Raw genomic sequence first — 21,693 nt, 5'->3', positions numbered from 1 at the left:
ATGAGCGCGCTGCCCGATATGCAAGTGTTCCGCGACGTGCCGGTGGTGCCGGTGGCAAAGGCACGGCGCACGGTTGTGACGGGCGGGCCGATTTGGCCGGACTTCGACACGCAGGTGGCCGCGCGGCATTGTCGGGGCGGGTTGGCGCAGGACACCGCGCCGAAACGGCCAAAGGGCCAGACCCCCGTGGAAACGCGGCCAGCGGTCTGGGGCGGGTACCTGATCCGCCATTTCGGGCATCTGGTGGCCGAGCAGTTGACCCGGCTGCCGCAATCGCTGAGCGACCGGCCCGATGACGTCTATCTGTTCACCGTGCCGCCCGACGACAGCGCGGAAACCCTGCCCGGCTATGTCTGGGACGTGCTGGATTGGCACGGGCTCCGCCGCGACCGGGTGGTTATCGTCACCGATCCATGCCTTGTCCGCACGCTGCGCGTCGCGGCGCAGGGCGAGATGCTTGGGCAGATTCCGACCGCGACGGAATACCTTGATCTGCTGGAGGACCGGGCGCGCCGCAACGCGCTGGTGCCCGAGCGTCATCGGCTGGTTTTTGTCACCCGCGCGGGGCTGGTGCCGGCGGGCGGTGGCGGCCATGCGGGCGAGGGCTATCTTGCGGCGCTGCTGGAAGGCCTGGGCGTGCGGATACTGGACCCGGGCCGGGTGTCGCTGCGCGACCAACTGGCGCTTTATGCCGGGGCATCCGTGCTGATCTTTTCCGAAGGCTCGGCACTGCATGGCCGCACCCTTGTGGGCCGCGTGCGGCAGGAGATCCATGTGCTGCGCCGCCGGCCCCATCGCAACACCGCGCGGCTGCAGTTAAAGCCACGCTGCCGGCATCTGGCCTATCACGAGACGGTGGCGGGCAAGCTGGGCACCGAGACGGAAACCCGCGCCAGCCGGGTGGACCGCGAAGTGGCGCTGTATGACCGGGACGCCCTGTTCGTGGCCTTGGCCGAAGTTGGCATCGACATCTCGCCGCTGTGGGATGACGCCGCATATCGCGCTGCCGCGGAGGCCGATCTGGCCGGATGGATGGCGGCAAACCCCACAACACCGGGCCAGCGCGCCGTGAACGAGGCCGTTCTGGCCCGTCTTGGCCTGACACCCGACTTTACGCGCCTTGTTGGCGCACCTGCATGAAAGGCTGAAACATGGCTCAGTTCTCGCTGCCGAAAAACTCGACCATCCGCACCGGAAAGACCTGGCCCAAGCCGGACGGCAAGAACGTGCGGAAGTTTCAGGTTTACCGCTGGACGCCGGATGACGGGCAGAACCCGCGGGTGGACACCTATTTCGTCGACATGGATACCTGCGGCCCGATGGTTCTGGATGCGCTGATCAAGATCAAGGCCGAGATCGACCCGACCCTGACCTTCCGGCGGTCTTGCCGTGAGGGGATTTGCGGATCGTGCGCGATGAACATCGACGGGATCAACACTCTGGCCTGCATCTACGGGCTGGACGAGGTGAAGGGCGACGTGCGGATCTATCCCTTGCCGCACATGCCGGTGATCCGCGACCTTATCCCCGACCTGACGTTGTTTTACGGGCAACATGCCAGCATCATGCCGTGGTTGGAAACCAAGACCAACCGCCCCGCCAAGGAATGGCGTCAGTCGATCGAGGACCGGTCCAAGCTGGACGGGCTTTATGAATGCGTGATGTGCGCCTGCTGCTCGACAGCTTGCCCGAGCTACTGGTGGAACAGCGACCGCTACCTTGGGCCGGCGGCGCTGCTGCACGCCTACCGCTGGATCATCGACAGCCGGGACGAGGCGACGGGCGAGCGGCTGGATGATCTTGAAGACCCCTTCAAGCTGTATCGCTGCCACACCATCATGAACTGCGCCAAGACCTGCCCCAAGGGTCTGAACCCGGCAAAGGCGATTGCCGAGATCAAGAAGATGATGGTCGAGCGGATCGTCTGAGGCGCGGCCCTTCACAGGCCGCTTCTGCGTGAATACATCTGACGCTTGCGGCATCATGGCCGCAGGAAAGCTGCGCATGACACCCGACCCACAGGACGCGGAGCCAAACCCCTCGCATCGGAGCGCCAAGCCGGAGCGCAAGCCGCTGTCGGTGATGCTGGACGAGTTGGCAGGGGACGAGACGCGCGAACGGATCGCGATTTCCGATCTGGTGACGGCGATGCAGTTGCGGGCCTATGGTGCGCTGCTGCTGATCTTTGCGCTGCCGAACGTGTTGCCAGCGCCGCCGGGCACGTCCGGGTTGCTGGGCCTGCCGCTGCTGTTCATCGCGACGCAGATGATGCTTGGGCGGGTGCCGTGGTTCCCGCAGGTTATCGCGGCCCGGTCGATGGCCCGCGCCGACTTTGGCAAGATGATTCAACGCGTGTCGCCCCTGATCGCGCGGGCCGAACGGCTGTTGCGACCGCGCCTGATGTGGCTGAGCGACCCGGTGGTGGAGCGCGCCTTGGGCGCGGTGGCGCTGGTGCTGGCGCTGGTTTTGGTGCTGCCGGTGCCGTTCGGGAACATGCTGCCGGCCTTCACCATCTGCATCATCGCGCTGGGGGTGCTGGAGCGGGATGGGGTCTGGATCATCGGTGGGCTGGTGTTGGCGGTCGTGGCGGTCGTGGTTGCCTATGGCGTGATCTATGCGATGCTGCGGGCGATCATCTTTCTGTTCCTGAACGCTTTCACCTGATCGGACGCCCCAATGAAGCCGGACCACCCCGTGCACCGTTCGCCTGCTGACGCGGCTGACCGCAAGGCCGTGGAGCCGGTGATCTGCTACCCGGTGGAACGGCTGGGGCGGCCGGACCTAGGCCCCTTCCTTGCCGCGCGGGAAGGCTGGGAGCGGGTATCCGAGCATTTGGTGCCGCCGCGCGAGGCGCTGTGTTTCGATGTGCCGGCAGGGTCATACTTCCGCATCACCTCGGTCGAGGGGCCGCAGGTGGGGGATCTGAACCTGTGGGCGGCGGGTGATCTGGGCGAGCGGTTCTTTTCGGGCAAGACACGGGCGCTGCATGGCACGCACCTGAGCGCGGGGGACCGGATGTGGTCGTGCCTGCCCTATCTGCGGCCGATGGCGCTGATCACCGAGGATACGCTGGACTGGTACGGGTTCGATGCCTTTGGTGGGGCGGTGCATGACGTAATCGGCACACGTTGCGACCCCTACACCCATGCACTGTTGTCCAGCGGCGACCAGTATCACCATTGCTGCCATTCGAACCTGACGCGGGCCTTGGCGGGGCGGACGGGACTGCCGCTCCATGAAGCCGAACGCCATGTGCATGACGTTCTGAACGTCTTCATGTGCACCGGGTTCACGCGCGATACGGGGCAGTATTTCATGAAGGCCTCGCCGGTGCGTCCCGGCGATTTCATCGAATTCTTCGCCGAGATCGACCTGCTGGGCGCGCTGTCCGCCTGCCCCGGCGGGGATTGTTCGGCCAAGCATTCCTCGGATGAGGCGCGGTGCCATCCGCTGCTGGTGGAGGTGTTCCAACCCAAGGTGGCACCGGCAGGCTGGGTGGCGCCGGGGGCGAACCCGTACGACCGGAGCCACGGGCTTTAAGCGCGGCGGGGCCCACCCGAGACGATTTTCGATATGAGCAAGCAGCAGGTCAGCAGTAGCGTTCGACCGTGGTTGCCTGATCGTCGTCGTAGCGGTCGCCAAATGCCCAGCCGATCGGCAGGAGGCGAGCAATTTCACTTTGATCTTCGGGGCTGAGGGTGATGTCGCTGGCACCGGCCCAATGGGCAAGGTGGGCTGCTGTGCGGGTGCCGGGGATCGGGATCAGATGGTGGCCTTGCGCCAGCACCCAGGCGAGGGCCAACGCGGCAGGGCTGAGGCCTCGGTCGGCGGCGTAGGCACGGAATGCCTCGATCCGGGCCTTGTTCCGCGGCCAGTTTTCCGCGGAAAAGCGCGGGATCTGGGTGCGAAACTCGCCGGGTGTCAGGGTGGCGGGGTCGAGCATCGTGTGGCCAAGCGCGCCGCGGGCGAGGGGCGAGAAGGGGATAAAGGCGGTGCCGAGAGCGGCGCAGCGCTGGATCAGGCCAAGTTCCGGTTGGCGCGTCCAGAGCGAGTATTCGTTCTGGATGGCCCGCACGGGGTGGACGGCGTGGGCGCGTTCCAGCGTGTAGGGTGCGACCTCGGACATGCCGTAGCCGCCGATCTTGCCTTCGCGAACAAGGGCGGCGAGGGTTTCGGCGACCTCTTCGATGGGCCGGGCCGCTTCGTGGCGATGGATGTAGAAGAGGTCGACGTGGTCGATCCCGAGGCGGCGCAGCGAGCCTTCCAGTTCGGCCCGCAGGTGGGGGGCGGAGTTGTCGATCCGGCGGGCGGGGCCGGGGACGATGGACGCCTTGGTGGCGATGACAGGCCGGCGCTTGCGGGTGCGGAGCCATTCTCCGACGACGGTTTCGGACCGGCCCACGCCATAGATGTTGGCCGTGTCGAGGAAGGTGATGCCGTGGTCCCAGGCTGCGTCAAGGCAACGCAAGCTTTCGTCGTCGGTCGTGGCACCGAAAAGACCGCCGAAGGACAGGCACCCGAGGCCGATGGCCGACACCATGGGACCACCGGCTCCGAGTTGACGTTGCTGCATGACGGCTCCTTGTCGTTTGGCGGGCAGGTGAAGCCGGGGCGGCGGCGAGGTCAAGGGGTGATGTAGTGCAGTCCCTGGAAGCGGGCACGGAATGCCTTGGTGCGGGGGGCGACGGTTTCGGGCGCGTTGGAGCGCAGACCTTCGGCGATGAGGGCGGCGAGGACCGGGGCATCGGCGGGGGTGACGCCGCGGCGGACCAGTTCGGGAGTGCCGATGCGCAGGCCGTTCAGGTCGCCCGCCACCTCGGCGATGGGCAGGCCGATGCCGCAGGCGAGGAAACCGGCGCGGCGCAGGGTCTTGGACGCGGTCTGCCCACCGCCGAAGGCTGCTGCCTCGATGGCGAACTGGTGGGATTGGGTGGCGCCCCTGTCCGCGGCGAAGACGGGAAGGCCAAGGGCGGCAAGCTCTTTGGCCAGCGCGCGAGAAAGGGTGGCCATCGCTTGCGCATAGGCGCGGCCATGGTCGCGCCAGTCGAGGAGGGTGAGCGCAAGGGCTGCGGATTTACCGGCGTCGAAGTTGGCGGTCATCCCGGGGTAGGCGATATGATCCAGCCGTTCGGCAATGCTGGCGTCGTTGGTGACGATCAATCCGCCGGCGGGGCCGCCGAGGGATTTGTAGGTGCTCATCGTCATCAGATGTGCGCCCATGGTGAGCGGGTCGGGGAAGATGCCGCCGGCGATCATGCCGCACTGGTGGGCTGCGTCGAAGAGGACATGGGCACCCACTTCGTCGGCTATCGCGCGTATTTCGGCGACGGGATGGGGGAAGAGGTTGAGGCTGCCGCCGATGGTGATGAGCTTCGGTTTCACGCTGTGGGCGAGGGTACGGAGTGCCGTAAGATCAATAGTGTAGCCGTCGGAATCAACCGGAGCGGGGTGGCTAACGAGGCCGTAGAGGCCGGCGCATCCGGCGGCGTGGTGGGTGACGTGGCCCCCAACGGACGGGGGCGGTGCGATGATTGCATCGCCGGGTTTGGTGAGGGCCATGAAGCCGTAGAGGTTGGCCAAGGCACCCGAGCCGACGCGGATTTCGGCGTATTTCGCATGGAAGATTTCGGCGGCAAGTTCGGCGGTGATGACCTCGATCTCTTCGATCGCCTCGAGCCCCATCTCGTATTTGTCACCGGGATAGCCGAGTGAGGGGCGTGAGCCGAGGCCGCGGGCGAGGGCGGCTTCGGCGCGGGGGTTCATCACGTTGGTGGCTGGGTTGAGGTTGAAGCAATCACGATCGTGGATCTGCAGGTTCGCCTCGATCAGGGTTTGGATCCGTGCGGCGACGGTCCGGGAGGCGGCAGCGGTCTCATTTGCGATGCGCTGGATCAGGGTTTCGCAGGTGGCGGGAACCCAAGGGCGCGGGGCGAGGTGGGGCATCGTGATCTCCTGTTCTTTGGCGCAGAAGACATGCAGGCGGGGTTGCCTGCAAATCAGTTTTGCGGAAAGCTAGGGTTAGAAATCTTGAGGCTGATTTGGCCGTCGCACCACCCCGCCCGAAAGACCTGCCGTTAAGCGCGCTGCGTGCCTTTGAGGCGGCGGCGCGGCTGGAAAGTTTTGCGGCGGCGGCAGTGGAGTTGGGTGTGACGCCGGGGGCCGTGACGGCGCAGGTCAAGGGGCTGGAAGCGGCGCTGGGTGCGGCCTTGTTCGAGCGGGCGGCGCGGGGCGTACGGCTGACGGCGGTGGGCGCGCGGGCGTTGCCGGGCTTCGTGGCGGCGTTCGATGCGATGGCGGGTGCCGTGCAGGTATTGCGGGCCGAGGCGGCGCCGGCGACTGTGCATATCGCCACGCTTCCAGCGCTTGCGCAGTTGTGGCTGTCGCCAAGATTGCCGAATCTGAGGGCGATCGCACCCGAAATCGCAGTGTCGATCACCGCGATGGAAGCGCCGCCCAACCTGAAGCGCGCTTCGTATGACCTGAGCCTTTTTCCCGGGACAAGCGGCACGCTGGTGGCGCCAGAGGTGATTTTTCCCGTTTGTGCCCCTGGACTTGCGGCGCGATTGCGGCAGCCGGAGGATCTGGCCGGGGTGGCGTGCCTGCAAGACGCAAGTTGGGCCGAGGATTGGGCGGTCTGGGCTGCGGACGCGATGCCGGGGCAGCGGTTCGTACCGCGCGGGCCGGTGTTTTCGCTATATGCGCTGGCGGTGGAAGAGGCGGCCGGGGGCGCGGGCGTGCTGATGGGGCATGAGGCGCTGGTGGCGGGGCACATGGCGCGGGGGGCGCTGGTGGCCCCGTTTGGCACGCGGGTGACGCTGGCGCGGGGCTTGCGGCTATGGTCGGCGCGCCCGCTGCGACCGGGGACTGCGGTGCAGCGGGTGGCGGCGTTTCTGCTGGGTCAGGGATGGCCCGCGTAGATCACGATCTTGCCGGTGGCGCGTCCGGTTTCGCTGAGGTCTTGTGCCTTTGCGGTGTCGTTCAGGCCGAATTCAGCGGCGATGAGCGGGCGGACCTGGCCAAGGTCGACCATCTGGCCGAGGTCGTTCAGGATCGCGGCATTCGGGCCGATGAAGACGTATCCGGCGCGTTTGCCCATCGCCTTGGCGCGGTCTTCGGAGGGGCGGTTGGTGATTGACACCAGCATCCCGCCGGGTTTCAGAACACCCCAGGACTTTTCCTGAACCTCGCCGCCGATGGTGTCGAAAACGACATCCATGTCTTTGGCGACGTTGGCAAAATCCTGCGCGTGGTAGTCGATCACCTCGTCTGCGCCGAGCGAGCGGACGAGGGCGGATTTGGGGCCGGAGGCTGTGGCGGTGACGTGAGCGCCCTTGGCGCGGGCAAGTTGCACGGCGATGGAGCCGACGCCGCCGGCGCCAGCGTGGATCAGGACGCGCTGGCCCGCCGTCAGGTTGGCTGTGGTGAACAGCGCCTCCCATGCGGTGATGGAAACGAGGGGCAGGCTTGCGGCCTCGACATGGCTGATGGTGGTGGGCTTGAACGCGATCTCGGATTCGCGCACGGCGACGTATTCGGCATAGGCACCGTTGCGGGCGATGTCGGGGCGGGAATAGACGGCGTCGCCCGGCTTGAACCGGGTCACGGCGGAGCCGGTTTTTTCAACCACACCCGAGACATCCCAGCCCATGATGAGCGGCATCTCGTAGGGGATGAAGGCCTTGAGGTAGCCCTTGCGGATCTTCCAGTCGACCGGGTTTACCGAGGTGGCAACGACCCGGATCAGCACGTCGTCATCGTTCAGGGCGGGCAAAGGCGCGTCTTCGATGCGAATTTCGGAGGACGCGCCATAGGCGTGGATACGGGCAGCTTTCATAATCGGACCAATCGGTTAGGGCTATGCCCGATATAGGCTGTTTGGCTGCGGGAACCAGCCTTCGCTTCAGGTGAAGGCGGCTTTCAGCGCAATCTCGACCATCGCGCCGAAGGATCGTTCGCGCTGGTCCGAGGGTAGCGCCTCGCCGGTGGCGATGTGGTCGGAGACGGTGAGGATGGCGAGGGCGCGGGCGCCTTGGCGGGCGGCGACCATGTAAAGCTCTGCCGCCTCCATCTCGACGCCGAGGCAACCGTGGCGGGTGAGTTCCTGCCAGAGGTCGGGGCGTTCGTCGTAGAAGGTATCGGAGGAGTAGATGCCGCCGACATGGGTGGTTGTGCCGTTGTCGCGCGCGGCGTTGTAGGCGGCGCGAAGGAGGCCGAAATCGGCGCAGGGGGCAAAGCTCAGTTCCTTGAAGATCGACCGTGAGGGCGAGCCGAGGGTGGAGCAGGTTTGCGCGAGGATGATGTCGCGGACGTTGACGTGGGCGGGCAGCGCGCCCGCAGACCCTATGCGGATCAAGGTCTTGGCGCCGTAGTCGCGGATCAGTTCGTTGGCGTAAATCGACAGCGACGGCATCCCCATGCCAGAGCCGTGGATGGTGACGCGGTGGCCGTTCCAGGTGCCGGTGTAGCCGAGCATCCCGCGCACCTCGTTCACCAGCACCGCGTCCTTGAGGAAGGTCTCTGCGGCCCAGCGGGCGCGGTAGGGGTCGCCCGGCATGAGGACGGTTTCGGCGATCTCGCCGGGTTTCGCACCGATGTGGACGGTCATTTCTTCCTCGCTGCCGGTATCAGGGTTAATTGCCTGATTTCCCGTTGTTTTCTGGTCTGCCTTGTGTCTGGCAAGCGTATGGCACGCGTATGGCACCAAGCCAGACACCGGCACCATTAATGGGCCGTCCTGCGCAGGCGGGCAAGGTTGAAAACGGGCGGCCGGCGAGGGGTCAGGCGGCTCTGGCGGCGAGGTCGTCGAAGGTGGGGACGTTCGGGCAGAAGGTCGCCCCGGCTTTGTCCTTGCCGCGGGCGAGATGTGCGGCGCAACGGCCCCTGTCGGCGCATTGGCCGCAGGTGGTGAGAAGATCGACCCATTGCGCGTGGTCACGCTTCAGCGCGGCTTCGGGGATGCCGAAGATCGCGCCCATCGCGGTGACACGTTCGGTCACGTCCTGCGGCATGTTCAGGAAGGCGAGCACCTGATCACGGTTCATCCCGAGATCCGAGAGGTCGCGGTCGGTGAGAGCGTTGACCTCGCTCACGTCGTTAAGATGTGCGAGGAGGGCGCGGATACGGTCGAACATGGGAGGCTTCCTTCGTGGCGGATGCCCCGAAAGGTAGCGGGTCAAGGCTTGGCAGGGATTGACCTGCGTCAAACGCGACAAAATCACTCGGCCGCCACGGCACCGGGTTCGGCCAGCGCCACGATATCAAGCATGATACGGTTCAGCTGGAAATCCTTGGGCGTGTAGACCTGTGCCACGCCAAGCGCGCGGAGGGCGGTGGCGTCTTCGTCGGGGATGATGCCGCCGACGACAAGGGGGATGTGGCCAAGGCCGGCGGCACGAAGCTGGTGCAGGGTTTCGGTGACGAGCGGCAGGTGGCTGCCCGACAGGATGGAAAGGCCGATGACATGGGGGTTTTCCGCCTCGGCGGCGGCGACGATTTCGGCAGGCGTCAGGCGGATGCCGGCGTAGTGGATCGCCATGCCGCAGTCGCGGGCGCGGGCGGCGATCTGTTCGGCGCCGTTCGAGTGGCCGTCGAGGCCGGGCTTGCCCATGAGGAACGTCAGTTGGCGGCCAAGTTTCGACGAGACGGTGGCGACGGCGTCGCGGATCGGCTCCAGCCCTTCGGTGCGGTTCGAGGGCGCGCGGGAGACACCCGTGGGGGCACGGTATTCGCCAAAGGCGTGGCGGATCACGGCGGCCCATTCGCCGGTGGTGACGCCGGCTTTGGCGGCGGCGATGGAGGCGGGCATGATGTTTTGCGCGGTTGCGGCGGCTTGACGAAGGGCGCTGAGCACCTTGGACACGGCGGCGCTGTCGCGGGTGGCGCGCCACGCATGAAGGCGGGCGATCTGGTCGGCCTCGGCCTTTGGGTCGGCCTGCATGATGAGGCCGTCGCCGGTGGTCAGGGGCGACGGTTCGGTGGTGGTGAAGCGGTTCACGCCGACGACTGTGGTTTCGCCCGATTCAATGCGGGCGATGCGTTCGGCGTTGGCTTCGACAAGGCGGGATTTCATGTGCTCGATGGCGGCGACGGCACCGCCCATCGCGTCGATCCGCGCGAGTTCATCGCGCGCGCCGTCTTTCAGGGCGGCCACCTTGCGGTCGATGGCGGGGTTGCCGTCGAAAAGGTCGTCGTATTCCAGCAGGTCGGTTTCATAGGCGAGGATCTGCTGCATGCGGAGCGACCATTGCTGATCCCACGGGCGCGGCAGGCCAAGCGCTTCGTTCCAGGCGGGAAGCTGGACGGCGCGGGCGCGGGCGTTTTTCGACAGCGTCACGGCCAGCATTTCCAGAAGGATGCGCGTCACGTTGTTTTCCGGCTGCTGTTCGGTGAGGCCCAGCGAGTTGACCTGCACGCCGTAGCGAAAGCGGCGATACTTCGCATCCGCGATGCCGTAGCGGGTTGCGAGAAGTTCGTCCCACAACTCGGTGAAGGCGCGCATCTTGCACAGTTCGGTGACAAAGCGGATGCCCGCGTTGACGAAGAACGAGATGCGCCCGGCAAGCATCGGGAAATCGGAGGGCGAGACTTTGCCCTTGAGGTCATCGAGGACGGCGCAGGCGGTGGCGAGCGCGAAGGCCAGTTCCTGTTCCGGCGTCGCCCCGGCTTCCTGCAGGTGGTAACTGCAGACGTTCATCGGGTTCCATTTGGGCAGGTGGTCTGCGGTGTAGGCGGCGACGTCGGTGATCATGCGAAGTGAGGGCGCCGGCGGGCAGATGTAGGTGCCCCGGCTGAGGTATTCCTTGATGATGTCGTTCTGCACGGTGCCTTGCAGGGCCGAGACGTCGGCACCCTGTTCTTCGGCCACCGCGATGTAGAGCGCCAGAAGCCACGGGGCGGTGGCATTGATCGTCATCGAGGTGTTCATCTGGTCGAGCGGGATATCGCGGAAGAGGGTGCGCATGTCGCCGAGGTGAGCGACGGGGACGCCGACCTTGCCGACCTCGCCACGGGCCAGTTCATGGTCGCTGTCGTAGCCGGTCTGGGTGGGCAGGTCGAAGGCCACGGAAAGGCCGGTCTGCCCCTTGGCGAGGTTGGTGCGGTAAAGCGCGTTCGAGGCGGCGGCCGTGGAGTGGCCGGCATAGGTGCGAAAGAGCCAGGGTGCGTCTTTGGTCATGTCGGCCTCGCGAGTCGGGCGGGTAATTTTATTGCGTCAAGGATTGGATACGGGACATTTCATGCCAGTGTCAATCGCTGCGCTGCGGCGATGGCGGAGCGGGGGCCGGCCCCCGCACCCCCGGGATATTTGCGGACAGATGAAAGGCCGTTGTCGGTTTGACGAGATCGGATAGGGTCTGGCGATGTTCGGCACGGTGGCGGTTCCTGTCTGGCTTTTGATCCTTATCCTTGGCTTTGCCACGGTGAGTTTTGCCACGCATTTTCTGTTTCCCTCGGTGCGGTGGTTCTTTCGGCGGCGGGCGGAGCGGGCGCTGTCGCGGCTGAATGCGCGGTTGGACCGGAAGGTGGATCTGTTCAAGCTGGCGCGGCGGGCGGACATGGTGGCGCGGCTGGCCTATGACCCGAAGGTGGTGGAGGCGGCGATGGCCCATGCCGCCGAGACGGGAGTGCCGGGGTCTGTCGCGTTCGAGGAGGCGCGGACCTATGCGCGCGAGATCGTGCCGGGATTTTCCGCCACGCTGTATTTCGGGTTTGCAACGCGGGCGGCGAAGTGGCTGAGCCGGTTGTTGTTCCGGGTGCGGGTTGGCAAGGTGGACAAGGAGTTGGCGAATGTCGACCCGAAGGCCACGGTGATCTTTGTGATGAACCACCGGTCGAACGTGGATTATGTGCTGGTGACGTGGCTGGTGGCGGACCGGGCGGCGATTTCCTATGCGGTGGGGGAATGGGCGCGGGTCTGGCCGTTGAGCGCGATGATCCGGGCGATGGGGGCCTATTTCATCCGGCGCGGCAGCCGCAACGCTTTGTATCGCCGCGTGCTTGCGCGTTATGTGCAGATGGCCACGGCGGAGGGAACGACGCAGGCGATCTTTCCGGAGGGCGGGCTTAGCCTTGATGGGCGGGTCGGGCCGGCGAAGATGGGCCTGTTGAGCTATATCGTCGAAGGGTTCGAGCCGGGGGGCCGGGACGTGGTGTTCGTGCCGGTGGGCCTTGCCTATGACCGGGTGCTGGAGGACCGGGTGCTGGTCGCGGCGGCGGCGGAAGGCGGGCGGCGGTTCCGGGTGAGGCCGCTGCGGGTGGGCTGGCATGCGTTCGGGTTGATGTGGAACCGGATGCGCGGGCGGTTCAAGGGGTTTGGCACGGCGGCTGCGGCCTTTGGCGCGCCGGTGTCATTGAAGCGGTTTTTGGCGGAGGGCGGCGACGTCGAGACCTTGGGCGAGCGGCTGATGGCGGCCATTGCGCAGGTGGTGCCGGTGGTGTCGGTGCCGCTGGTGGCACGGGCGCTGGTTGAGGGGGCCGCATCGCGGGACGAGGTGCGCGCGCGGGTTCTGGCGCTGATCGCGCGGCTGGAGGCGGCGGGCGCGGTTCTGAAACTGCCGCCGCAGGGGATCAAGGCGGTGATGGCGGAGGGGCTGACGCCGTTGATCGCGCGGGGCGTGGTGAGCGAGGCGATGCAACCGGTGCCGGGACAGGAAGCGCTGCTGGCTTTCTACGCCTCTTCGGTGCCCGTCGTCTGACAGTTGCCGCAACGCGGCGGACATAAAATTACAAAACAGCAACTTACAGGGTTGCAAAGTTGCGTGAACGGTCGCTATTCTTGGAAAACGGCGCCGATTCTGCGGCGCGGCATTCCTGACGGAGGCTCTGTTGGCTTTGGACACGCAATCGGCTCCCCCGGTTCATGACGCACCGCTGAAAGACCTGTACGAGCTTGGGGAGATGCCGCCTTTGGGCCATGTGCCAAAGCAGATGTATGCCTGGGTGATCCGGCGCGAGCGGCACGGAGCCCCGGAAACCGCGATGCTGCAGGAGGTGGTGGACACCTGGGCCATCGACAGCAACGAGGTGCTGGTGATGGTGATGGCGGCGGGGGTCAATTACAACGGCGTCTGGGCCGCGCTGGGCGAGCCGATCTCGGTGTTCGACGGGCACAAGCAGCCCTACGCGGTGTTGGGGTCGGATGCGGCGGGGATCGTCTGGGCGGTGGGCGACAAGGTGAAACGCTGGAAGGTCGGGGATGAGGTGGTGGTCCACTGCAATCAGGACGACGGCGACGACGAGGAATGCAATGGTGGCGATCCGATGTTTTCACCCAGCCAGCGGATCTGGGGCTATGAAACCCACGACGGGTCTTTCGCGCAGTTCACGCGCGTCCAGTCGCAGCAATTGATGCCGCGCCCGAAGCACCTGACCTGGGAAGAAAGTGCCTGCTACACGCTGACGCTGGCCACCGCCTACCGGATGCTGTTCGGGCATGAGCCGCATGACCTGAAACCGGGGCAGAACGTGCTGGTCTGGGGCGCGTCGGGCGGCCTTGGGTCGTATGCGATCCAGTTGATCAACACGGCGGGGGCCAATGCGATCGGCGTGATCAGCGACGAGAGCAAGCGCGATTTCGTGATGAGCCTTGGCGCCAAGGGTGTGATCAACCGGGGCGACTTCAAATGCTGGGGGCAGCTGCCGAAGGTTGGCAGCGAGGAGTATAACGTCTGGCTGAAGGAGGCGCGGCGCTTCGGCAAGGCGATCTGGGACATCACCGGCAAGGGTGTGTCGGTGGACATGGTCTTTGAGCATCCGGGCGAGGCGACGTTTCCGGTATCGTCCTTGGTGGTGAAGAAGGGCGGCATGGTGGTGATCTGCGCGGGGACCACCGGGTTCAACTGCACCTTCGACGTGCGCTACATGTGGATGCACCAGAAGCGGTTGCAGGGCAGCCACTTTGCGCATCTGAAGCAGGCGGCGGCGGCCAACAAGCTGATGGTGGAGCGGCGGCTGGACCCCTGCATGTCAGAGGTGTTTCCTTGGGCCGAGATACCGCGGGCGCATACGTTGATGTGGAAGAACCAGCACAAGCCGGGCAACATGGCGGTGCTGGTGCAGGCGCCGCGCACCGGGCTGCGGACCTTTGAAGACACGCTGGAGGCGAGCCGCCCGGCGTGACGAACAGCGCTGCCCGCCGGACCGCGCCGCGCCGGATTGACGCGGCGGACGGACCGGTTCTGCCGGTGGTCGAAGGCCTGGTGCCCGTGACACGCTGAGGCTGTCCGCCTTGGTATGTTAACTACGATTTACAGCGCAGAACCCGGTATGCGGCGATTTTCCGGCTTGCCCTGCTGGCCGCATCGACGACTGTTGACCGTGCGGGCCAGGCTGTCGGCAAGATGGCGGTGGCTTTGCAATGTGCAGTTGAATCGTTCCCGGGGGCCTCATGCGCCACGACTGGATCTATGACGTGTTGTCGGATCTGAAGGCTTATGCCACTGCGAACAGATTGCCCGCACTTGCGGCGAAGGCTGACGAGGCGCTTGCGGTGGCGCGGGCCGAGATCGCTGCGCAGGAGCTCACCCCGGATCAGGGTGGAGCCGACGAAAACGGGCCGACGGAGCCGACGCAATAACCTCGCGCCCGGTTTTGAAGGCGGTTATGGTCGCGGCCATGCAAACCCCCGCCCTTACCTTTTCTGACGATCAGGCCCAAGCGTTCGACCGACTGGCCGCTGAGCTTGCGATGCACGGCATCGACGTGACCGAGGGCGTGTTGACGCCGATGGCCGAGGGCAAGCCTTCGGTGCTGGCGGTGGTGGGCAAGGCCGGGTCGGGCAAGACGATGCTGCTGGCGGCGCTATACCGAAGCCTGAAGGCTGCCGGGGTTGAGATCGTTTCGGGCGATTACGAGGGGCGGCGGCGGAAGGATCGCCGCACGCTGGCGATATTGGCGCCGACCAACAAGGCGGCAAGCGTGCTGCGGTTGCGCGGAGTGCCCGCGACGACGATCCACCGCATCCTTTATACCCCCGTCTATGACCCGCAGTATGAAAAGATCGCCGAGTGGCTGGCCGGGAATGGGCCGCGCCCGGTGGTCGAGGGGCTGACCGATCTGGCGCTGGACCGGGCGCATGCGTTTTACCAGACGGTCGCGTCGATACCGGGCGCGCTGGCGGCGGCCGGGTTGAAGGGCAGCGATTTCATCAAGGGCTGGAAGCGCCGCGAGGAGCCGCTGGATGTGGGGTTCGTGGACGAGTCCTCGATGCTGGACGAACGCGCGCTGGCCGACCTGCGCGAAATCTTTCCGACGCTGGTATTGTTTGGCGACCCCGCGCAACTGGCCCCGGTGGGCGCGTCGGGCGAGATGGTGTTCGACAAGCTGGGCGAGAGCCGGCGGTTGGTGCTGAGCCGGATCCACCGGCAGGCTGAGGACAACCCGATCCTTGACCTTGCCCACGCCCTTGGCGACGAGCGGCTGGGGTTCGAAGAGTTCGAGCGGATGGTCGAGGACCGGGCGCGGGCGGACGACCGGGTGGTCTGGGCCGAGCGGGTGGATGCGGGGCTGATGGCGCGCAGCCCGGTGCTGGTGTGGCGCAACGCGACGCGGGTACGGCTGATCCAGGCGTTCCGGTCGGCGTATGGCGCGCCGGAGGACCGGCTGCTGCCGGGCGAGCCCTTGATCTGCGACGGGATCGAATTGCCGTTGAAGCACAGGAAGAAGCGGATCGATCTGGAGGCGCGCGGGCTGATCAAGGGCGCGCAGGTGATCTATCTGGGCGAAGGCAACCGAGAGGGCTTTGCCAAGTTGCACGTGGTTGGGGCCGAGGAGCCGCAGATTTCGGCGGCAAGCATCATCAAGATCGAAATGCCCGACGAGGAAGAGCCCTTCATTCCGCACGCGGCCCGGATGGGCGCGGCCTTCCTGCACGGGGCGGCGGTGACGATCCACAAGGCGCAGGGCAGCCAGTGGGACGCGGTGCAGGTGTTTGCGCCGGACCTTTATGCAGCCGCCCAATCGGGGCGCTCGGAAGCGGGTGTGCCCTTGTGGAAGCGGCTGGCCTATGTGGCGATCACCCGGGCGCAGACGCGGCTTTACTGGGTGGTGCGCAACCGGTTGGCGCGGCCCTTGGCACCGTTGACGATTGATGATCTGCGGCGCGATCCCGCACCGCTTGCCTTGGCGGACGGAGCGGAATGACCGGCGGCGGAGCGAGGGGTTTCACACCCCTCGCGCTCCGCCCCGAAAAGCGAGGGGTTTCACACCCCTCGCGCTCCCCGTGGGATATTTCTGGAAGGGGAAGTCAAATTTGATTCAAATTGGTGGGGCTGTCGGCTAGGGTCGACGGCAGAGATGGAGGCTTTGATGGCTTTGGTGTTCGTTCAGTTTCGCTGCACGCCGGGCAAGACCTATGAGGTTGCCAATGCGATCTGGGACCGAGAGGTGGTCAGCGAGCTTTACTCGACGAGCGGGGAGTATGATCTGATCGCCAAGGTCTATATCCCCGATGGCGAGGATACCGGGCATTATCTGTCGTCGCGGCTGTTCGACATTCCGGACATGGTGCGGACGCTGACGACGATGACGTTCAAGGCGTTCTGACGCTAGAGCCACGCGGTGCGGCGGGTGCCGATTGCGGCGGCGACGGTGGCGTGGCCGTCGCGGGCGAGCAGCTGGTCAAGGCCGCGCGCGATATGGGCGGCGACCGAAAGGCCCTGGTAGACCATCGCGGTGTAAAGCTGCACGGCGGAAGCGCCGGCGGTGATCTTGGCATAGGCTTGTTCGGCGGTGGAGATGCCGCCGACACCGATCAGCGGCAGTTTCCCATCGGTCAGTTGTGACAGGCGCGCCAGCACGCGGGTGGAGCGTTCGAAGAGCGGTGCGCCGGAGAGGCCGCCGGCTTCGGCCTTGTGCTGGCTTTTGAGGCCGTCGCGGTTGAGGGTGGTGTTGGTGGCGATGATGCCCGCGATGCCCGACGCAAGGGACACCTCCACGATCTGGGCAAGGTCGTCGTCGGTGAGGTCGGGGGCGATCTTCAGGAACACCGGGATTGCGGTGGCAAGGCTGCTGCGCGCATCCATCACCCCGGCGAGGAGGGCGGTGAGGGCGGCGGGGCCTTGCAGATCGCGCAGGCGTTCCGTGTTGGGTGAGGACACGTTGACGGTGGCGAAATCGACATGCGGGCCGCAATGGGCCAGCACGCGGGTGAAATCGGCGGCGCGGTTGTCGGAGGTCTTGTTGGCGCCGAGATTGAGGCCGACCGGGACCGGGCCGCGTTTGCGCTGGGAGAGGCGCAGGCCGATCGCCGTCATTCCGTCGTTGTTGAAGCCGAAGCGGTTGATCGCGGCGCGGTCTTCGGTGAGGCGGAAGAGGCGGGGTTTGGGGTTGCCGGGCTGGGGCAGGGGGGTGGCGGCGCCCACCTCGACAAAGCCGAAGCCCGCGCGGGACAGGGGTGCGATGGCGGTGGCGTTCTTGTCATAGCCGGCGGCGAGGCCAACGGGATTCAGGAGCGGCAGGCCCGCCAGCGTGGTGGCAAGGCGGGGCGAGGAAACAGGGCCGGGCAGCGGCGCGAGGCCCGTTTGCAGCGCCAGAAGCGAGAGGGCGTGGGCGCGTTCGGGATCCATGCGGTGCAGAAGGGCGAGGCCCGCGCGCTCGACGAGGTTCACCAGACGCCCTCGGGGAAGATGTGGCCGGTGGCACCGAGGGGCAGCGACTTGTCCCATACGACGTCCGAAAGGGTGAGTGCGCGGTAGAGATGCGGAAAGAGAGCCCCGCCGCGCGAGGTTTCCCATTTCAAGGCCGGCCCGAGCGCGGTGCTGTCGAGCGCCACAAGGACAAGATCACTTTCAGCGGCGAAGTGCTTGGCGGCAGTTTCGGCGACCTGTGCCGCGGTGGAGATGTGGATGTAGCCATCGGCCAGGTCGATCGGCGCGCCAAGGGTTTTCCCGGCGGCGCGGAACGCATCCCATTCGGGGCGGCGGAAGATTTTGTAGATCAGCATGGGCGTGTCTTTGCCCTGCGGCGGCTTGGCGGTCAATCCGTTCGGCATCCGAAAGGACTGTATCTTTGAATGCAGCATTCCGGCCGCAGCCTGCACATTGTTGCCGGCTCAGCCCCACCGCCACGACATGATCACTGATATGACGAAGGGCGGCCATACGGCCACCATGCTCTGCATTGATAAATGTCTAATCAAATTAGAAAGGCACGTCAATGAAACAACTTCTGATTGCATGCAGTTTTTCCGCTTTGGCCGCTTCTGCGAGTGCAGAAACGATGTCGCGCGACTTCTGTGAGTATAAAACAATCCAAAATTCGAACGCCAAGTTCCGTTGGGACCCAACCTGCTCGGTCCCTTCGATTCTGATTCGCAGCTCCGAGCTGGCCAAGCCCGACAGGACGCCGGCCGAGCCCGAAAAGCCCGAGGTGAACAAGCCCGGGGTTCCCGAGCCGGAAGTGAAGCCTGAGCCGGAAGTGAAGCCGGAGCCGGAAGTGAAGCCGGAGCCTGAGGTGAAGCCCGAGCCAGAGGTGAAGCCCGAGCCGGAAGTGAAGCCCGAGCCGGAAGTGAAGCCCGAGCCGGAGGTGAAGCCGGAGCCTGAGGTGAAGCCGAAGCCTGAGGTGAAGCCGGAGCCTGAGGTGAAGCCGGAGCCTGAGGTGAAGCCGGAGCCTGAGGTGAAGCCGGAACCTGAGGTGAAGCCGGAGCCTGAGGTGAAGCCGGAGCCTGAGGTGAAGCCGGAGCCATTGGCTGACCCAGATGAGGGTGATAAAGCGGACAAGGAAAAGGCCGACAAGGACGCCAAGGACAAGGCCGACAAACAGAAGGCCGACAAAGTCGCCCAAGACAAGGCGGACCAGGAGCGGGCGGATCAGGCGCGGGCTGACCAGGATCGGGCTGACCCGGATCGAGCTGACAAGGAGCGGGCTGACAAGGAGCGGGCTGACCAGGACGCAAAGGACAAGGCCGATAAACAGAAGGCCGACAAAGACGCCCAAGACAAGGCGGACCAGGCGCGGGCTGACAAGGAGCGGGCTGACAAGGACCGGGCGGACAAGGACAAGGCGGACAAGGACAAGGCGGACAAGGACAAGGCTGACAAGGACCGGGCGGACAAGGACAAGGCTGACAAGGACCGGGCGGACAAGGACAAGGCGGACAAGGACGCCAAGGACAAGGCCGACAAGGACAAGGCCGACAAGGAACACGACGACAACGGTGGGGGCAACGACGCGGACCGGGTAGACGAAAGCAACCCAGCCCTCGACAAAGCCCCGAAGGACAACAAGAAGCCCTGAGAGACGATGGATGATGGACACGGCGCGCTGAAGCGCGCCGTGTTTTCATTTGAAATACAGGTGGATGGACGGTGACCCCGGCGGTTTGACAGACGGCAGGAGGGAGGCGCAGACTGGGGAGAGCAACCGAATTCAGCCGTAAGGAGAATCGACGTGCCGCATCTCACCAATAAATTCAACCTGACATCCATGGCGTCAGCCGGGTTTATGATACTTGCCACTCCGCTTGCCGCCGAGACCGTGAAACTGACGCTGCTTGGCGTGGGCGACGTCTACAATTTCGAGGAAGAAGACGGGCGTGGCGGGTTTGCGCGGCTGAACGCGGTGGCCAAGGCCGAGCGCGCGGCGAACCCCAACACGCTTTACCTGTTCAACGGGGACATGCTGAGCCCGTCGCTGATCTCGGGCTTCGACATGGGACAGAACACGATTGATTTCACAAATCTGGTGCCGTTCGACCTTGCCGTGCCAGGGAACCACGAGTTCGATTTCGGGCCGGAAAACTTCATGGAGAAGATGAAGGCGTCAAAATACCCTTGGGCGGCGATCAACATCACCAATGCGGACGGCAGCCCGATCGAGGGTCTTGGCGGGGTGACGGTGAAGGAGGTGGGCGGGCTGAAAGTGGCGCTGGTGCCGGTGGCGCAGGACACCTCGCCGGAGGTGAGTTCGACGGGGAGTTTGAAGTTCCTGCCCACCGTCGACAGCGGGATCGAGGCGGCGAAGGCCGCGCGCGAGGCGGGGGCGGATATCGTGGTTGGCGTGGTGCAGACCAACATGGAGAACGACCGCGCGCTGATGGCGAGCAAGGCGTTCGACGTGATCCTGTCGGGCGACGACCACACCTATGCCACGGCCTATGACGGGGTGACGGCTTATGTGGAGACGAGCGTGGATGCGCAATTGCTGACGCCGATCGACCTGACGGTCGAGGTGGGCGAAAAGGACGGCAAGCGCACGATCAGCTGGACGCCTGCGTTCCGGTTCATCGACACGGCGACGGTGGCGCCGGACCCCGAGTCTGCCGCACTTGCCGACAGTTTCCGCGCCAAGATGGACCAAACGCTGAACGTGGAGATCGGCACGCTGGAGACGCCCTTGGACAGCCGGCGCAACGTAGTGCGGTCAGCCGAGGCCACGATGGGCAACCTGATCGCTGATGCGATGCGGGATGCGACAGGGGCGGATATCGCCATCATGAACGGTGGTGGCATCCGGGGTGACACGACCTATGACGCGGGGCGCAAGCTGACGCGGCGCGATATCCTGACGGAGTTGCCGTTCGGCAACCTGACGGTGGTGACCGAACTGCCGGGCAGTCAGGTGCTGCTCGCGCTGGAGAACGGGGCGAGCCAGATCGAGAAAGGCGCGGGGCGGTTCGCGCAGGTGTCGGGGCTAAGCTACACCATCGACCCCACGGCCGAGCCGGGGGCGCGGGTGTCGGAGGTGATGGTGGGTGGTGCGCCATTGGAGGCTGACAAGCTCTACAAGGTGGCGGTCAATGACTACATCATTGGCGGCGGCGACGGCTATGATGCGCTGGGCGGCGGGCGGGTGCTGACTGAAGGGTCCACGAGCCGGTTGGTGGCGAATGACGTCATGGACTATGTCGAGAAGGTCGGGATGGTGAAGGCCGCGGTTGAGGGGCGGATCAAGATCCTCGGCCAGTGATGGAGACGGGCTTGATGGAGACGGGCTTGGCGCGAAGGCGTGCCGAGCCTATCTTTTGCGGATGTGCGGCCGTTTCACCATCACTCATCCGAACGAAGCGCTGGCGGCGCTGTTCGGTGCCGTGCCCGGCAACGACTTGCCGATGGTGCCGAACTACAACGTCTGCCCGACGAACCCGGTTGCGGTCGTGACCTCGGACGGCGGGGTGCGGCGGTTGCGCGCGATGCGCTGGGGGTTCGTGCCGTCGTGGTACAAGGCGACGAATGACGGGCCTTTGATCATCAACGCCCGGGCCGACACCGTGGCGACGAAACCCGCCTTCCGTGAGGCCGTGCGGTCACGGCGCTGCATCGTGCCGGCAAGCGGATTTTACGAATGGAGCACGGGCGAGAAGGGTGAAAAGTTGCCGTGGTATTTCACCCGCGCGGACGGGTTGCCGATGGCGTTGGCCGGGGTCTGGCAACGCTGGCATGACATCGACACCGTTGCCATCGTGTCGACCGACGCGGGGCCGGTGATGGCGGGGCTGCACCACCGCGAGCCGGTCGTGCTGGAACAGGCGGACTGGCCGCTGTGGCTGGGCGAGGCAGGGCATGGTGCGGCCGTCTTGATGAAAGCCGCACCGGAGGGTGCGCTGACGCGGCCGGTCAGGGTGTCTTCGGCTGTCAATTCCAACCGGGCGTCGGGGCCGGACCTGATCGTGCCGATTGCCGCCTGATCAGGCCAAGCCACGCTGCAACTGCGAAAGGGATGTTCAAAAAAACGGAACCCTCACCGGACCCAGCGGTTGAG

General features: G+C 65.6%; 21 protein-coding genes. 13 read left to right on the top strand and 8 right to left on the bottom strand.

Annotated features, from left to right (window positions below):
• The 4 genes from ACROUL_RS18070 to ACROUL_RS18055 all read left to right on the top strand — a co-directional run bounded on the left by ACROUL_RS18070 (position 1) and on the right by ACROUL_RS18055 (position 3,540).
• A complete protein-coding gene (locus tag ACROUL_RS18070) occupies positions 1 to 1,140 on the top strand; it encodes a glycosyltransferase 61 family protein (protein WP_431300823.1) in 1,140 nt (379 codons plus the stop codon).
• An 11-nt stretch (positions 1,141 to 1,151) separates the two neighbouring features.
• Complete coding sequence (locus ACROUL_RS18065) at positions 1,152 to 1,928, top strand: succinate dehydrogenase iron-sulfur subunit (RefSeq protein ID WP_431300822.1); 777 nt, start codon at positions 1,152 to 1,154, stop codon at positions 1,926 to 1,928.
• A 76-nt stretch (positions 1,929 to 2,004) separates the two neighbouring features.
• A complete protein-coding gene (locus ACROUL_RS18060; protein ID WP_431300821.1) occupies positions 2,005 to 2,664 on the top strand; it encodes an exopolysaccharide biosynthesis protein in 660 nt (219 codons plus the stop codon).
• 12 nt (positions 2,665 to 2,676) lie between these two features.
• Positions 2,677 to 3,540, top strand: coding sequence for an urea carboxylase-associated family protein (locus tag ACROUL_RS18055; RefSeq protein WP_431300820.1), 864 nt, complete (start codon positions 2,677 to 2,679; stop codon positions 3,538 to 3,540).
• A gap of 49 nt (positions 3,541 to 3,589) precedes the next feature.
• On the opposite strand, the gene ACROUL_RS18050 is transcribed toward ACROUL_RS18055, so the two are convergent.
• Positions 3,590 to 4,573, bottom strand: coding sequence for an aldo/keto reductase (locus tag ACROUL_RS18050; RefSeq protein ID WP_431300819.1), 984 nt, complete (start codon positions 4,571 to 4,573; stop codon positions 3,590 to 3,592).
• Positions 4,574 to 4,623: 50 nt separating this feature from the next.
• Positions 4,624 to 5,943 (bottom strand): serine hydroxymethyltransferase, encoded by a 1,320-nt coding sequence (gene glyA / locus ACROUL_RS18045; protein WP_431300818.1) that lies wholly within the window; start codon positions 5,941 to 5,943, stop codon positions 4,624 to 4,626.
• Positions 5,944 to 6,038: 95 nt separating this feature from the next.
• Between glyA and ACROUL_RS18040 the strand changes: the two genes are divergently transcribed.
• Positions 6,039 to 6,917 carry a LysR family transcriptional regulator gene (locus tag ACROUL_RS18040; protein ID WP_431300817.1) on the top strand — a complete coding sequence of 293 codons (879 nt, stop codon included), beginning with the start codon at positions 6,039 to 6,041 and terminating at the stop codon, positions 6,915 to 6,917.
• Here the strand turns inward: ACROUL_RS18040 and ACROUL_RS18035 are convergent.
• The 4 genes from ACROUL_RS18035 to ACROUL_RS18020 all read right to left on the bottom strand — a co-directional run bounded on the left by ACROUL_RS18035 (position 6,899) and on the right by ACROUL_RS18020 (position 11,173).
• Entirely contained in the window at positions 6,899 to 7,834 is a 936-nt protein-coding gene (locus ACROUL_RS18035; protein ID WP_431300816.1) for an NADP-dependent oxidoreductase, read from the bottom strand. The two genes, ACROUL_RS18040 and ACROUL_RS18035, sit on opposite strands and share 19 nt — an antisense overlap.
• A gap of 66 nt (positions 7,835 to 7,900) precedes the next feature.
• Entirely contained in the window at positions 7,901 to 8,605 is a 705-nt protein-coding gene (gene deoD / locus ACROUL_RS18030) for a purine-nucleoside phosphorylase (RefSeq protein ID WP_431300815.1), read from the bottom strand.
• Between the two features lie 172 nt (positions 8,606 to 8,777).
• Entirely contained in the window at positions 8,778 to 9,131 is a 354-nt protein-coding gene (locus ACROUL_RS18025; RefSeq protein WP_431300814.1) for a DUF6455 family protein, read from the bottom strand.
• An 83-nt stretch (positions 9,132 to 9,214) separates the two neighbouring features.
• On the bottom strand, positions 9,215 to 11,173 hold the full coding sequence (locus ACROUL_RS18020) for a methylmalonyl-CoA mutase family protein (RefSeq protein ID WP_431300813.1): 1,959 nt from the start codon (positions 11,171 to 11,173) through the stop codon (positions 9,215 to 9,217).
• A gap of 184 nt (positions 11,174 to 11,357) precedes the next feature.
• Here ACROUL_RS18020 and ACROUL_RS18015 point away from each other — a divergent pair, with 184 nt between their 5' ends.
• The 5 genes from ACROUL_RS18015 to ACROUL_RS17995 all read left to right on the top strand — a co-directional run bounded on the left by ACROUL_RS18015 (position 11,358) and on the right by ACROUL_RS17995 (position 16,539).
• The gene (locus tag ACROUL_RS18015; protein ID WP_431300812.1) at positions 11,358 to 12,692 is read left to right on the top strand and encodes a 1-acyl-sn-glycerol-3-phosphate acyltransferase; all 1,335 of its coding nucleotides are present in this window, start codon (positions 11,358 to 11,360) and stop codon (positions 12,690 to 12,692) included.
• A 130-nt stretch (positions 12,693 to 12,822) separates the two neighbouring features.
• On the top strand, positions 12,823 to 14,115 hold the full coding sequence (ccrA, locus tag ACROUL_RS18010) for a crotonyl-CoA carboxylase/reductase (protein WP_431300811.1): 1,293 nt from the start codon (positions 12,823 to 12,825) through the stop codon (positions 14,113 to 14,115).
• 268 nt (positions 14,116 to 14,383) lie between these two features.
• Positions 14,384 to 14,572 carry a hypothetical protein gene (locus tag ACROUL_RS18005; protein WP_431300810.1) on the top strand — a complete coding sequence of 63 codons (189 nt, stop codon included), beginning with the start codon at positions 14,384 to 14,386 and terminating at the stop codon, positions 14,570 to 14,572.
• 38 nt (positions 14,573 to 14,610) lie between these two features.
• Positions 14,611 to 16,137 (top strand): ATP-dependent DNA helicase, encoded by a 1,527-nt coding sequence (locus ACROUL_RS18000; RefSeq protein WP_431300809.1) that lies wholly within the window; start codon positions 14,611 to 14,613, stop codon positions 16,135 to 16,137.
• Between the two features lie 165 nt (positions 16,138 to 16,302).
• Entirely contained in the window at positions 16,303 to 16,539 is a 237-nt protein-coding gene (locus ACROUL_RS17995; protein WP_305567217.1) for an Lrp/AsnC ligand binding domain-containing protein, read from the top strand.
• Between the two features lie 2 nt (positions 16,540 to 16,541).
• Here the strand turns inward: ACROUL_RS17995 and ACROUL_RS17990 are convergent, their stop codons facing one another.
• Both ACROUL_RS17990 and ACROUL_RS17985 read right to left on the bottom strand, forming a co-directional pair.
• Positions 16,542 to 17,603, bottom strand: coding sequence for a quinone-dependent dihydroorotate dehydrogenase (locus ACROUL_RS17990; RefSeq protein WP_431300808.1), 1,062 nt, complete (start codon positions 17,601 to 17,603; stop codon positions 16,542 to 16,544).
• Positions 17,600 to 17,938, bottom strand: coding sequence for a DUF952 domain-containing protein (locus ACROUL_RS17985; protein ID WP_431300807.1), 339 nt, complete (start codon positions 17,936 to 17,938; stop codon positions 17,600 to 17,602). The genes ACROUL_RS17990 and ACROUL_RS17985 overlap by 4 nt, the downstream gene beginning before the upstream one ends.
• A 425-nt stretch (positions 17,939 to 18,363) precedes the next feature.
• Between ACROUL_RS17985 and ACROUL_RS17980 the strand changes: the two genes are divergently transcribed.
• The 3 genes from ACROUL_RS17980 to ACROUL_RS17970 all read left to right on the top strand — a co-directional run bounded on the left by ACROUL_RS17980 (position 18,364) and on the right by ACROUL_RS17970 (position 21,619).
• Positions 18,364 to 19,230, top strand: coding sequence for a hypothetical protein (locus ACROUL_RS17980; RefSeq protein WP_431300806.1), 867 nt, complete (start codon positions 18,364 to 18,366; stop codon positions 19,228 to 19,230).
• A 153-nt stretch (positions 19,231 to 19,383) separates the two neighbouring features.
• Positions 19,384 to 20,901, top strand: a complete 1,518-nt coding sequence (locus tag ACROUL_RS17975; RefSeq protein WP_431300805.1) for a bifunctional metallophosphatase/5'-nucleotidase — start codon at positions 19,384 to 19,386, stop codon at positions 20,899 to 20,901.
• Positions 20,902 to 20,962: 61 nt separating this feature from the next.
• Complete coding sequence (locus ACROUL_RS17970; protein WP_431300804.1) at positions 20,963 to 21,619, top strand: SOS response-associated peptidase; 657 nt, start codon at positions 20,963 to 20,965, stop codon at positions 21,617 to 21,619.
• Positions 21,620 to 21,693: the final 74 nt, after the last annotated feature.

Source organism: Tabrizicola sp. BL-A-41-H6, from assembly GCF_050632395.1.
In the GTDB taxonomy this organism is placed as follows: Bacteria; Pseudomonadota; Alphaproteobacteria; order Rhodobacterales; family Rhodobacteraceae; genus JAUYQR01.
This window is presented reverse-complemented; position numbering and strand designations above follow the sequence as displayed.

Coding starts and splice junctions, on each gene's coding strand:
- ACROUL_RS18070 (WP_431300823.1), top strand. CDS start 1: ATGAGCGCGCTGCCCGATATGCAAGTGTTCCGCGACGTGCCGGTGGTG.
- ACROUL_RS18065 (WP_431300822.1), top strand. CDS start 1,152: ATGGCTCAGTTCTCGCTGCCGAAAAACTCGACCATCCGCACCGGAAAG.
- ACROUL_RS18060 (WP_431300821.1), top strand. CDS start 2,005: ATGACACCCGACCCACAGGACGCGGAGCCAAACCCCTCGCATCGGAGC.
- ACROUL_RS18055 (WP_431300820.1), top strand. CDS start 2,677: ATGAAGCCGGACCACCCCGTGCACCGTTCGCCTGCTGACGCGGCTGAC.
- ACROUL_RS18050 (WP_431300819.1), bottom strand. CDS start 4,573: ATGCAGCAACGTCAACTCGGAGCCGGTGGTCCCATGGTGTCGGCCATC.
- glyA (WP_431300818.1), bottom strand. CDS start 5,943: ATGCCCCACCTCGCCCCGCGCCCTTGGGTTCCCGCCACCTGCGAAACC.
- ACROUL_RS18035 (WP_431300816.1), bottom strand. CDS start 7,834: ATGAAAGCTGCCCGTATCCACGCCTATGGCGCGTCCTCCGAAATTCGC.
- deoD (WP_431300815.1), bottom strand. CDS start 8,605: ATGACCGTCCACATCGGTGCGAAACCCGGCGAGATCGCCGAAACCGTC.
- ACROUL_RS18025 (WP_431300814.1), bottom strand. CDS start 9,131: ATGTTCGACCGTATCCGCGCCCTCCTCGCACATCTTAACGACGTGAGC.
- ACROUL_RS18020 (WP_431300813.1), bottom strand. CDS start 11,173: ATGACCAAAGACGCACCCTGGCTCTTTCGCACCTATGCCGGCCACTCC.
- ACROUL_RS18015 (WP_431300812.1), top strand. CDS start 11,358: ATGTTCGGCACGGTGGCGGTTCCTGTCTGGCTTTTGATCCTTATCCTT.
- ACROUL_RS18005 (WP_431300810.1), top strand. CDS start 14,384: ATGCGCCACGACTGGATCTATGACGTGTTGTCGGATCTGAAGGCTTAT.
- ACROUL_RS18000 (WP_431300809.1), top strand. CDS start 14,611: ATGCAAACCCCCGCCCTTACCTTTTCTGACGATCAGGCCCAAGCGTTC.
- ACROUL_RS17995 (WP_305567217.1), top strand. CDS start 16,303: ATGGCTTTGGTGTTCGTTCAGTTTCGCTGCACGCCGGGCAAGACCTAT.
- ACROUL_RS17985 (WP_431300807.1), bottom strand. CDS start 17,938: ATGCTGATCTACAAAATCTTCCGCCGCCCCGAATGGGATGCGTTCCGC.
- ACROUL_RS17970 (WP_431300804.1), top strand. CDS start 20,963: ATGTGCGGCCGTTTCACCATCACTCATCCGAACGAAGCGCTGGCGGCG.